The following is a 12,272-nucleotide window of genomic DNA, read 5'->3' as shown; positions in this document are numbered from 1 at the left end:
CTAGTTGATTGGTTCCAAACTATGTCATTTTACCCTGTAAGTCCTTTAGGTTCCAATGTAAAACTCTTGGTTGACTTAAGCTCTTTTATTACTTGCTGCAATTGTGGTAATGGCTCGACGGCATGGGCCTTATCAGTAAAAAACTGGATTCGAGCTTTTCCTTTCGCTTCCGTATTAGAGGAACTCTGCGGCAAGGTTTTTTCTTTTTCAGAGCTTGCATGTTTTTGCAGGGGAGAGCTTGAAGATCTTATTCTGCCGAGGTTAGTCAGGCTGCGTGCTCTCGTTAAAAAGCCGTGTTTTGAAGTGCCGACACTGGGTGTGGATTCAGTGGGTTCCGGATTCTCTTTACTTGCCAGGTTCTCTTCTAAAACGACCCGGAAAGTAGTTTGAACGGGCTCTGACTTATATTGCTTATTAAGCCATGTAAGCACATCAGGATGCACATTTATTGTGGAAGTGGAGTCTTGCAGTGTAATTTCCATTTGGCTCTTGTCTAGCAATCTTTTTACCTGGCCAATCTGTTTTTGGAGCGGCTCAAGGTCTGCATTTCGTTGTTGTAACTGGGTTTCCAGTTCGGCAATTTCCTGTGACAATTTTACCAGACTGAGTGAATCAGATGGAAAATCAAGAAGAGACGAGCTGTCTTTCCATTTGCTGTACAATTGATTTTGTTTTTGTTTATCAGTGGATTGCATCATTTGTTCAGCTATTTGAAATCTCAGCTGCAGCGCCACAGAAGCTTGTTGCACTTTCCTGGCTTCCTGTTCAAGACGATTCAATTGATTTTGAAGTTCTTGCTTAATGGCTTCGAGTCTTTCCAGTTCTTTGATTGTGTCGGGTTCAGGAGCAATAAACTGGTTCGCGGACTCGGCAATGTTGGCGAATGTTTCGCTGATAAGTCGAGAGCCGGTACTTTGATTGAGCTCAAAAAGCTCCTTACCTAAAATGGCAAATTGTGAAAATATCTGAGCGCAAATAATATGCTTGTCCTGAAGATGTCGGGATTTTAAAGAGGGCCAGGCCAGTATTTCCGCTAATCGCTGATAGAACTGGTTTGCTTCTTTATATTGGCTTAGGGCAAGAGCTGCTGCTTTACGAATGGAAAGAAAGGCAGGCGAAGCAATCAGCATAAGCAGTTTTTTAATCAACTCGTCTTCTGAATCTTCTGGAGTCACCTTAAGATGATTCTGAGTGAAAAATTTCAATATAGTTTTGCTGTCCAAGGCTGTGTTTGGATTAATCAGCGAATAAATTTTCTTGAAGGGATATAAATAAATTTCTAACTGCCTGATATCTGTTTCACTGAGCTTTTCGTTATTAACCTCTCTAAGCACTTCAAGATTTTCTTTATAGAAGGAAGAAAAGACCTCAAGTATTTTAAGTTCTTTTTCTTGTATTTCATTACAAACATTATAAAGTGTTTTCAAAATTCAACCTGAAACAAGCAAAAATGCTCATCATTTTAAGCAGGAATTATTAAGGAAAAATTAAGAATAAAAAATAAACTGGCTAAAGTTTTTCGTAACTCCCCAGGTACGTCACCCTGAGTGTCATGTACGTCATCCTGAGCGTAGCGAAGGATCTCAAACTGTTAGAACTGAGCCAGCTTCAGGGGATCCCTCACTGCGTTCAGGATGACGTTGAGACGATTTGACAACCTAAGGAGTTACAGTTTTTATGAAAATTATTAAAAAAAGATGAAAGAATTTATTGGTCACTTTTTGTGCCAACAGATCAATAGTAAATAGTTTTAAAGGTCATTTAAAAAATATTGAATTATTTTTCTACAGTGTGTTAACATCGAGTTCTTTTATTTAAGGGGATAAAAATGGCACGTTTTTTCTCAGCCAATTTACTTGGAACTACTGCGCTTCGTATTATAACGGATGACGAGAAAAGGAGAGAGGATCGAGTACTCTTTTATGATAAGTTTGAATCAGCCTCAGACTTTGCATCGCGACTTATCAGTCTGGTCGTCGCTCCCATCATTATTACGACAATATCTGCGGGATTTGCTATATTAGCCACTGCTCAGTTTTTATGGGGCCTTTGCAACTACCTGGCTGGCAATATAAGGGGTGGGAATCACCAAATGAAGGAAGCGCGCGAAAATGCAGGTTTTACCCTGGGAATTTTCCTTGTAGCTGTAGCGAGTGTGCCCTGCAATATAGTTGATTTTGGCGGCGCCTTATGGAATACACTGCCCTCCTGTTCCGAAGAAGAGGACTTAAGTGAAGCCCCAGGCTTAAATTAAACCGTGTATTAAAGATCATACTTTCCCTTCCGCGAAAGCGGAGGGGATTTAAACTTAGCCTCTCATTTTCCCATCTCAATTATTAAAAAATAGAAAACTCAGATTCATGGTTTGCTCATACTTCATGTAAACAAGCAAAACGTCTTTTGTTTATAATTTCACCCAATAGATTAAATATTAATAAAGCAAAGGTTCTGTGAGAAATTTATTGCATTATTTTTCTACAGTATGTTAGAATTGGCTTCTTTTTAAGAATTGAAGAGGATAAAAATGAAAAAGCGACATTTTGGATTAAATTTATTTGGAACCACGCTTCTTTCCACGATTAGTCAAAATAGTAGTAACACCCCGGCCGAGAAAAAAATCCACTTGTTTGAGGCCTTTGAATCTGTTTGGGATTTTTCATCCAGACTTTTAAGTATAGTAACAGCTCCAGTTATTGGCACTGTGATAAGTGCTGGATTGGCTCTGGCTGCTGCAGCCAGTGTTTTCTGGGGACTTTGTAATTACTTAGCCTTCAATAAGGCAGACGGAAATAAGGCAATGAGTGATGCTAAAGAGCTAGCAGTTTATAGTCTGGCTTTTCTTGCTATCACTTTAGTGGGTTCGCTTTTAAATATAGCTGATTTCGCTGGTGCTGCCTGGAATTCACTGCCTTCATGCTCTGAAGAAGATGAGTCTAGCCAACTTTATCAAACTATCTAAATCATAAGTGACGAACATGTTTCCTTCCGCGAAAGCGGAAGGTTTCAAACTAATTCCCGCCCATTCCCACCGTAATTTTTTTACAAACCTGAAAAAAGCCCAATCTTTAGCTGGATCATACTTCATGGCATAATCAAGGATTTATGACTGATAGTAAGGCGAGGCTTCTGAATGGATAAAAATTATTGGGAAGAGAAATGGCAGGCCAGGGATATTGGATTTAATCAGCAGCAACCCAATAAACTTATGCAGCGCTATTTTCCCTCTTTGAATTTAGCTCCGGGTTCTCGTATTTTTGTACCCTTGTGCGGGCAGAGTGTAGATATGCTATGGCTTTCAGAGCAGGATTATCTGGTCATTGGGGTTGAATACAGTCAAATGGCTTGCGATGCTTTTTTTGAAGAGAACAAGATTCCTTGCAGGATAGTCGAAGTCGACAATTTCACAGTCTATAGCAGCGGCACCATCACTTTGTTATCAGGTGATTTTTTTGAAATCAAACCCTCTGTTATTGGCAGCATCGATGCAGTTTACGATCGGGCAGCGCTGATTGCTTTAACGGCAGAGCTTCGTCAAGCCTATGCCAGGCATTTAACGGAACTGATGCGTCCAGAAACAAAGATGCTCTTAATCACAACAAGCTACAAACAGGATGAAATGAGAGGACCGCCATTTTCAGTGGATGAACAGGAGGTGACCGAACTGTACAGTGCCTGTTTTGATATAAATCAATTATATAATAAACCTTTTGATGTGCCTTCTCATCTTCAAAACCGTGGGTTAAGGCAGGGGGCTGAACAAGTCTATTCTTTGACCAAAAATAAATGACCAGTAGATATTTTCATTTAAATCCTCTCGCCCCTTAGGGGAGAGAGTTAGAGAGAGGGGAATAAAATCAACACTTCCCCTTTTAAAAAGTACCATAATGCTATTACTCTTTTGACCACTTTGGAAATGGACAGACCAGCGACAAATCAGTACAATTGTGCACCGCTCTTGTAGAGATAATGTAACTCCCCAGGCACGTCATCCTGAGCGTAGCGAAGGATCTCAAACTACCTGGAGCTGAGCCAGATTCAAGAGATCCTTCACTGCGTTCAGGATGACGTTCTGGGAGTTACGATATAATCATGAATCTTGAGGCAGAATCAGCCAAAAGTCAGCAGGCTAATTACAGGCATTTAACAAGGATGGACAAATTTCCACGTGAATGAAGTCCTCGCTTGATGGAGTTTATATAATGTCATTATATAAAATTGCGATACTGGGCAAACCGAATACCGGCAAAACGCAGCTTGTTCGCCGATTGATTGGAAGCTCCTTTCAAACCCAATACCGAAGAACCATTGGTCATGATTTTTTTGAGTATTCTCATGGCAAAAAAAGAGCCCAGCTTTGTGACACAGTAAATGACCCCTTTAATGAAAGCCTGGGAAGTGCCTATCTTAATGGTGTACAAACCATACTATACTGTGTTGACATTTCATTAGACGAGCCTCTGGATATAGCCGATTATCAACACAAAATTGACGAAATTATCAGAGAGTATCCAAAATCCAAAATTATACTGCTGGGTACAAAATGTGATATTCAGAATCATGACGCGCTTATCAGTTTTACTCAATGGGCCGATAAAGCCAGGCTCAGACATCTGATAATCTCCTCAAGATCTGATGAGGGGATTGAGCAATTAAAAACTTTTTTGAATGAGCCAATTGTAAATCATGCCAAAAGAACAGAATATCGTGAAATTCTCGAAAAACTGATTTTTAATATCAGTGAAGGGATTAATCGAAAAACGCGCGGCGAAAACTCCGAAAAAGTGCGATTATTAAAAGGGGTTTTAGATGATGTTATTGATGAAAGCAAGCATTTTGATGAGGCTGCTATTAAAAACAGAATCAAAAACCTCTGCGAAATGAAACGTCATTTCTGGAACTTTTATAAACCTCATAGTGTAAAAGAGTATGAGGAAATGATTGCTGAAGAGAAAAGAGCACCGCAGGCAGGTGGTTAGATCTTTGGATGCCACGACTTGTTCGGGGCATCCAGAAATGGCGAAGTTTAAATCAAAACATGTTACTGATTCTGACTGGATACCTTTATCCTCGCTATTTGATCATTTCTCCAGTTCATTAATGAGATACCATAATTTTATCATCATTTCATTTTTTACTCTGAAGCTTGCGAAACTCGATTCTTCCTTGCTGTCAGCCAGATGACTTGCAAAGCGAATAACGCGTCCATCCTTTTCTATCCAGCCCACAAACCATCCATGCTGCAAGTTTAATTTCTGGCTTTTGTCCGCCGACAATTGTTGTCCACTACCCGTTTTTCCATATAATTTCCAGCCACCGACCAGCTCCTGAATGAAGAGGATTTCTTTGGTCATGGCATAGGCTTTGTCTTGCAGGGGTAATTGATGATTGATCAGCTTTTGAAGAAAATCGACTTGTTCTTCTGGTGAAATGGCGAGAGAGCTTGATAGCCAGGCATGGGTTAAACCGTTATTTTGCCCCTTATCACCAGAAACATCCTGATTACCGTAATCGAATGCCTGCACATAGGCTTTAAAACGTTTCATTCCCAGTTGTCTCGTTAATACCTGAGAATACCAGACGCAGGAATCTCTGATCCAGGTCCTGGGATTGTGAGGGTACTTCCAGACATTAAGATACAGTTCATATTCTTTTTTATAAGGCCAAAGCGGGTGAAGCGAATCTTTTAAAATACCTGAATCAAATCCCATAAGACTTAATGCAATTTTAAAGGTCGATGCGGGTGCATAGCGTTGATTACAGTCCTCTCCTTCCTGTTTAAGGATCCTTTGATTTTCCTTGATCAGAAAACAGCTTCTCTGAGGCGGTAGTGAAGAGCCAAAAGCTAATACAGGTAAAAGAAACAGCAAGGCGTATTTTTTCATTCATTATTTCTCTGATATTTGGATACATCATCCCTCTGCCAATGCAGAGGGGAAGGATTATCTTGTAGCGCTTAAGGCCAGACTTTCAATTGCAATCTGACGGAATACGGGAGCCGCGAGTTCTCCGCCATTCCTCAATACCTCGCCATTTTTAGTCAGATGACCTTCTTCAATGATGACGGTAATTACATAGCGGGGTGCATTTGCAGGAATATATCCGGCAAACAGGGCAAGCTGAAGTCCCTGGGAATCCTGAGGATTTTCCAGAAGTGTTCCCGTTTTACCAGCGACTGGAATACCTGGAATATCAGCAAGTGTTCCTGTTCCTTTTTTCACCACATTTTCAAGCATATGAGTGACAGAACTGGCTGTTTGTTCTGAAATCACTGCTGGCCTGGCGGTAGAAAACAGATGACCTTTGTTTGCCAGGATGGCGTAAGATTTAGTTAGCGATTCAATTGTCACCGGAATATTTTCCCCCACAGCAGTCTCTGCAAGCTGAAGCCTTTCATTTTGGCCAGATTGCCAACCGGTCTTCAGGTCAAATCCAAACTGGCTTAGTTTCTCTTTGATAATCGAAGCTCCCGTTTGTTCGCTCACTTTAATCAGGCACACATTAATGGATTTCGCAATAGCTTGAGACAGGGAGACCGTAGTTACGCTTCGATCGCTGTTGCTAAACAATTTCCCATTTACAGAATAGGGTGAAGGGCAATCATAGACCTGATTTTCCGAGCTTTTGCCAGAATCAATTGCTGCGGCCGCAATAAAAGGTTTAATGGTAGAACCGGGAGAGAAAATACGCGATTTCCAACTGGGATATTGCTTATCCTGACTTAGTTCAGCAAAAGCAATTATGTTTCCTGTACTGGCATCTGCAATAGCAACAACAGCCGATTTTGCATGGTAGTGATTAATCGCTTTGCTGACTTCCTTTTCTGCAATCGTCTGAATTTTTTGATCGAGCGCGGATAAGTCCATTTCTTTTTTTTGCGTCGCGCTTAATGTGCCGCTAGCGGAATAGGCCACGCAGAGTGGCAGCAAAATGGAAAATGCGGCAATTGCCGTTCCCGATATCATTTTTCGGGATGTATTGCCTGAGTATTGGTTTAACATTGAAATCCTCCTGATAATAAAAGTGGAGTCTTTATTTTCTTTGCTTAAAGCCATACCTACCGTGCAGGCAAACGCAGGAATTGATTGCAGAGAATTAGAAGACAAGTTTTGTACAACATGAAAAAGGCAGCGGCCATAATCGAGTGCTAAAATGTTGCGGCGACCGACTACTTTTTCGTCACAGGCACATTCCTGTAAATCGCTTAACACACGCTGCCATTGAGCGATGCCCGGATTGGCAAAGAAAACAATCCTTAAAACTTCAACGACATAAGCCCATATGCAATCTCCGTTACGATGATGCTGACCCTCATGAGCAATCGCAATTTTTGCGTATTTCGGAGTAGACAATAATGAAACCGGCAACACTATATAGGCTTTTCCAAACAGATTGACTGAAAAGGGGATATGGCATTGGTGAGAGACTTTCACCCGCAGTCTACCAGCGCTTCGATAAGAAATGGCCTCGCTTAAAAGCCTTCGTAATGTAGTCCAATCCGCCCATACCCGATAAATGCGAATGGAAATAAATAAACCAAATAGGAGAAGAAAAAGCTTTAGATAACTTAGCTCGCTAACTTTGGGTATTGGGGAGTCAAGACCTGATTTAGTTAAGTCATTGCTTACAACAGGCTGCTTTATATAGTGTTGAAGACTGTCCAGTGAGACGAGTTTTGGCAGTTTTATGTTCGGCGCTGAAGGAATGCTTTGAATTATCAGCGGCGAAATGAGGCAACTGATTAATAAAAGACGGGTGAGCTTAAGCTTGAGGGAGGGTTGCTTCGCAAACCAGGGGAGCCGGATAAACCAGGAGCTTAACAATAACAGGCAATGAATGCTTAATACAATTTCCAGAAATAACATTATTCAATTCCTGTCAGGTTTTCATTGGTGCTTAACTTTTTTAGCGCTTTTTCAATCGCCTGAATATCCTGCTGTTGCAGTTTATTGGCGACTAGCAGACGTTGGACAAGTGCCAGGGGCTCCCCATCAAACACATTGGTGACTACATGATCAAGGCAAGTGCTTTCATAATCCGATTTTGAAACAACGGGTATGAAAATATGGGCATGAGTGCTTTTCTGACATTTGAGAAAGCCTTTCTTTTCCAGCACCTTGAACACAGTAGCGACGGTGGTGTAGGCCAGGGATCTTTTTTTGGAAAGCAGTGAAACCACTTCTTTAATCGTGGTATTGCCTAAAGTCCAGATGATATTCATCAGTTCAAGCTCTACTTCAGTGAGAAGGCGTTCATGAGCCATAGTCGAATGTGCGGGCATTGATTACTCCGATAGTTATAAATGGATTTCGTATAAAGCGATGTTGTTGCATGAATAAAGATACCTGTACCAAAACTGTCTTTGCGAGCGTTAGCGAAGCAATCCAATTCCTGATTTAGTTCAAGACTCGATGTGGATTGCTTCACTTCGTTCGCAAAGACGACATGTTTTTCATTATGCAAAAATATCGCAAGCGCCGAACCTGGAAATTTAGTTAAACATATCCCTACTATATTTTTAGTAGATGCTACTATAAAAATAGTAGAAAGTGCAAGCCCTCAGGCTTTAGAAAAGCAAGACTTTAGTTTCAAAACTCACAGAGATAAATTGGCCGCCGTCTCTACAGGGGGAGAGGAGGTTCTTTCAGACTGTCTTCTCGGCAAGGCATACATTCCCACCTCCCTGACTGCCGCAAGGCTTAATAGGGTGTTAATCGATTTTCTAAGTTTTAAAGTTTGCTCAAAAGGGTTCACAGGGATATAGGGTTTAAGCTCAGCTTGATTAAGGGATTGTGCTGCGAATCGATAAAGAATGGTCTTTCTGACATCATTTACCGCCTGCATGAGTTCCGCTTTGCCTGTTTCTGGATATTGAGGAGGAACAGGCAGCGTTTCGTCATAAAGATACAATGCAAAATATAAACCTGACAGATAAGCAGAATAAGAGGACTCTATTTTACTTGGAGCTAATCCGTTTAGATCTAAATCCCGGCCCAAACAATAGTAAATGCAATCTTTTTCTCGCGAAGACTGTTTCAGATTCTCACTATCTTGATGGCGTGTAAAGGCAGGTTTTTTTAACATTGAGGATAAAGCAATGCATAGACTTCTCAGGAGATAGTAGCTTTCAAACAGCAGGGGCTGATAGCTTCCCTGTAATAATCCATCGTTTTGTTCAAGAGGCGAAATGACAGTTGAAAACTCCAGCTCCTGGAAGTTTAAACCTGCGGAGATAGTTAAAGTTTCATAAAGCATTTCTTCATAAGAGAGGAAGTTAATATAAATAGAATGTAATTCATTAGTCGGCAGCAGATTAATATCCAGTAAATTTCTCATTTTAAGGAGTTGCTGATTAATTTCTTTTATTGTCAATATGGATGTTTTAATCGTTTCAATGGGCGAGTTATATATTTTTTTTGGCATATCACTCAGTGATTTCCTGGTATCTTCATTAAAAAAACCACTGAACTCCTGTTCGATTTTAATTTGTTTTTCCAAAATTGAAATCATGGCTTCACTACGATAGCTGGGGAGAAGAAGTGAGAGGGCAGGGTAGTCTTTTGTATTTTCCAGTGTTCTGTTAAGTGCCTGGATTGATGGGTCTTGTGGATAGGGATAAAGGCTTTCGGTGAGATCAAGATGATGCGGGGCAAGTTTGTGAACCGCCTTAAAAATCAATAATAACTGATGACTACTTTGCGATGCGCAAAGCCTGGATATTTCTGCATAATCAGGTTGATACTGATTTAAAAAATGATAAACACCCAGAACAAAACTTCCGAATTGTTCTGATGATAACTGAATAGCATTCTCTTTATCAAAAAATGAGGCTGCTGGTATCCTAAGTGAAGATTCCCGGCCGTACTGATAATAATAGTAATTAAGCTCTTTGGAATCGCTTGCTCTCTCTGTAATTTTTTTCAAAGGAGACGATTGAGCGGTGGGTATTTCTTCCAGCTTTTCCTCAACCAGCTGATTGAGATATCCAACCCGATAATATACATCTGCAACAAGCGCTTGAAAACCGGCATATAAATAATGCCATTTTCGGGTATCTTCGGGGCGATCGAGGACAATGATACCCAAGGGATTTTCATTAAAAATATGAAATTTTGTAACGTGGTAGATAACCACATCGGACTTGTCTATAAGCCACTCATGGATGCGCTGAAAGTTGGCCTTGATGTAGCTTTTCTGGTTTTGAAACAGGGTATTATCAATCTCGATAAAATCCCTGCTAACTTTATCCAGATATTGAATTAATCGATGGGCCTTCTCAATTTGTTCCAGACGCGCTTCACCAGCTTTTCTCCAGTCGTCCTCTGAAGTGTTGCAGTAAAACAGGTACAATCCGGGAATAAATCCTTCAATATTCACCCTTAAATCTCGTACAAGAGCCATTAATTCAGATTCTTTCATCAGCGACTATCCTTTGCCTGCGATTGATTTCTTATTTTGGTAACTCCCCAGATTGTAGGTAAGTTTGACATTAATTCAGTCAAATTGTCTCAACGTACCTGGAAGTTACTTATTTTGTATCATAAGTTATCTACAGAGGGATAGATAAAGGGGGTTGTAAGCTCTAGACATATTTCTTAATACTATCAGACAATTTTTTCATATTCTGGCTGGTAAAATCTTCTCTCTCTACTGTTTTATCTGATCGTTCAATTAATTCAATAAAATAACCGCCCAAATCTTTCACAATAAAAAACTGTTTCAATCCGCTGACGGGATCCGTAATGATCTCTGTTGAGGTTCTCGTAATTTTATTTTCTTCACAAATATTCCAATTCTTTGATAGATCATCCACTTTGTAGGCGATATGATGAATTCCCTCTCCAAATTTTCGGTGATATTTTTTGAACACTGTTTCTTCATTCATTCCCTGGGTAATCACACAAAAAATAGCCGGATTGGCGGGCAAAGTCAGAATATAATTAGTCATGTCATGTTCGGGATCAGCAACAGTTCCTGAATTAACATGTTTAATGTACTGGAAATTAAATCCAAGCAGATTAATATGAAAATCGGCCACTTTCTCTGCATTTTCCACAATCAGGGTGTAATGATCAATTTCCCCAAGAGACAGCTTTGCGTTTTTAAACGGATGGTCAGGAATCATACACCTCTTCCCGAATAGATGAATTAATGAACAATTTTAAATATAGTCATACAGGCAGTGGTTTGCAAAAATCAGATGCCAGTTCATCGAAAAATCATAATTTATTTCGTAACTCCTCAGGTACGTCATCCTGAGCGTAGCGAAGGATCTCAACCTGCTTAGAACTGAGCCAGATTCGGGAGATCCTTCACTGCGTTCAGGATGACGTTGAGACGATTTGATTGAATTAAAATCAAACTTGTCCACAACCTGGGTGGTTACTTTATTTCTCTGGAGGAATGATTGGAAAATTGCTAAGATTTAATCTTTCAATTCGGGAAAACCATTATTTCCGGCCTAGTTCCAAATAACAGGATGTTTCAAATTGCTTTCTTCACTTTGGCGGTATCGTCAGCTTGTTTTTGAACTGAGCAAACGCGAATTTTCAAGTCGTTACAGGGGAACGGCAGGGGAAGTGCTTTGGGTTTTCCTGCAGCCTTTATACCTCCTGACGGTTTACACGCTGGCTTTTGCTGTAATTCTAAAAGCTCGATGGAGTTTTTCCGGTGGAACTGCTGAATATGTGCTAATGCTGTTTTCAGGACTCATTGTCTTTAATGTATTCGCAGATTGTCTAAACAAATCTCCCTCCCTGATTTCAGGCAATAGCAATTTTGTAAAAAAAGTAGTTTTTCCTTTGGAACTGTTATCGTTTGTGACTGTAGCCGGTGCTTTTTTTCATGCCTGTATCGGGGTGGGGGTATGGTGTCTCGGTTATATGCTGTTATTGGGTTTTCCAACCCTAAATATCCTTTTCTTTCCATTGATTCTGTTTTGTTTTTTCCCTCTGGTTTTGGGGGTAAGCTGGCTTCTGTCTGCTTTTGGTTTGATAGTGCGTGATATCAGTCAGTTAACCGCAATGCTAAGCCACAGTCTCTTGTTTATGACTCCCATTTTTTATGCCAGAGAAGCCGCACCCCCGGGGTTACAGTATGTGCTGATTTTTAATCCATTAACGTTTATCGTTGAACAGCTGCGGCTGGTGCTTTTTAGTGGGCAAATGCCAATGTTTAAAAATTTACTGGTTTATTTTGCATGCTCATTAGTATTCGCCTGGGGAGCCTATGGATTGTTTCAGCGTCTTCGACCTGACTTTGCTGATCTGGTTTAG

At 40.4% G+C, this 12,272-nt stretch carries 11 protein-coding genes; 5 read left to right on the top strand and 6 right to left on the bottom strand.

From position 1 onward, the window contains the following. Positions 1 to 29 precede the first annotated feature (29 nt). On the bottom strand, positions 30 to 1,427 hold the full coding sequence (locus B1207_RS00870) for a hypothetical protein (protein WP_112218115.1): 1,398 nt from the start codon (positions 1,425 to 1,427) through the stop codon (positions 30 to 32). 401 nt (positions 1,428 to 1,828) lie between these two features. On the opposite strand from B1207_RS00870, the gene B1207_RS00865 reads away from it, so the two are divergent. From B1207_RS00865 to B1207_RS00850, 4 genes are all read left to right on the top strand, one after another. Beyond that, complete coding sequence (locus tag B1207_RS00865) at positions 1,829 to 2,254, top strand: hypothetical protein (RefSeq protein ID WP_112218114.1); 426 nt, start codon at positions 1,829 to 1,831, stop codon at positions 2,252 to 2,254. 270 nt (positions 2,255 to 2,524) lie between these two features. After that, complete coding sequence (locus B1207_RS00860) at positions 2,525 to 2,959, top strand: hypothetical protein (RefSeq protein ID WP_112218113.1); 435 nt, start codon at positions 2,525 to 2,527, stop codon at positions 2,957 to 2,959. A 171-nt stretch (positions 2,960 to 3,130) separates the two neighbouring features. Further along, positions 3,131 to 3,787 (top strand): thiopurine S-methyltransferase, encoded by a 657-nt coding sequence (gene tmpT, locus B1207_RS00855; RefSeq protein WP_112218112.1) that lies wholly within the window; start codon positions 3,131 to 3,133, stop codon positions 3,785 to 3,787. A gap of 412 nt (positions 3,788 to 4,199) precedes the next feature. Beyond that, complete coding sequence (locus B1207_RS00850; RefSeq protein WP_172458052.1) at positions 4,200 to 4,976, top strand: GTP-binding protein; 777 nt, start codon at positions 4,200 to 4,202, stop codon at positions 4,974 to 4,976. Positions 4,977 to 5,078: 102 nt separating this feature from the next. Here the strand turns inward: B1207_RS00850 and blaOXA are convergent, their stop codons facing one another. From blaOXA to B1207_RS00825, 5 genes are all read right to left on the bottom strand, one after another. After that, positions 5,079 to 5,882 carry a class D beta-lactamase gene (blaOXA, locus tag B1207_RS00845; RefSeq protein WP_112218110.1) on the bottom strand — a complete coding sequence of 268 codons (804 nt, stop codon included), beginning with the start codon at positions 5,880 to 5,882 and terminating at the stop codon, positions 5,079 to 5,081. 57 nt (positions 5,883 to 5,939) lie between these two features. Beyond that, positions 5,940 to 7,862 (bottom strand): M56 family metallopeptidase, encoded by a 1,923-nt coding sequence (locus tag B1207_RS00840; protein ID WP_112218109.1) that lies wholly within the window; start codon positions 7,860 to 7,862, stop codon positions 5,940 to 5,942. Continuing rightward, the gene (locus B1207_RS00835; RefSeq protein WP_112218108.1) at positions 7,862 to 8,278 is read right to left on the bottom strand and encodes a BlaI/MecI/CopY family transcriptional regulator; all 417 of its coding nucleotides are present in this window, start codon (positions 8,276 to 8,278) and stop codon (positions 7,862 to 7,864) included. The genes B1207_RS00840 and B1207_RS00835 overlap by 1 nt, the downstream gene beginning before the upstream one ends. Before the next feature lie 314 nt (positions 8,279 to 8,592). Next, positions 8,593 to 10,416: a hypothetical protein gene (locus B1207_RS00830; RefSeq protein WP_112218107.1), complete on the bottom strand. Its 1,824-nt coding sequence runs from the start codon at positions 10,414 to 10,416 to the stop codon at positions 8,593 to 8,595. Between the two features lie 163 nt (positions 10,417 to 10,579). Then, entirely contained in the window at positions 10,580 to 11,122 is a 543-nt protein-coding gene (locus B1207_RS00825; protein WP_112218106.1) for a VOC family protein, read from the bottom strand. Positions 11,123 to 11,486: 364 nt separating this feature from the next. Between B1207_RS00825 and B1207_RS00820 the strand changes: the two genes are divergently transcribed. Next, on the top strand, positions 11,487 to 12,272 hold the full coding sequence (locus tag B1207_RS00820; RefSeq protein WP_112218105.1) for an ABC transporter permease: 786 nt from the start codon (positions 11,487 to 11,489) through the stop codon (positions 12,270 to 12,272).

It is taken from the genome of Legionella quinlivanii, from assembly GCF_003265995.1.
In the GTDB taxonomy this organism is placed as follows: domain Bacteria; phylum Pseudomonadota; class Gammaproteobacteria; order Legionellales; family Legionellaceae; genus Legionella_C; species Legionella_C quinlivanii_A.
The sequence above is the reverse complement of the archived record's forward strand: the minus strand, read 5'-3'. Positions and strand labels throughout refer to the sequence as shown.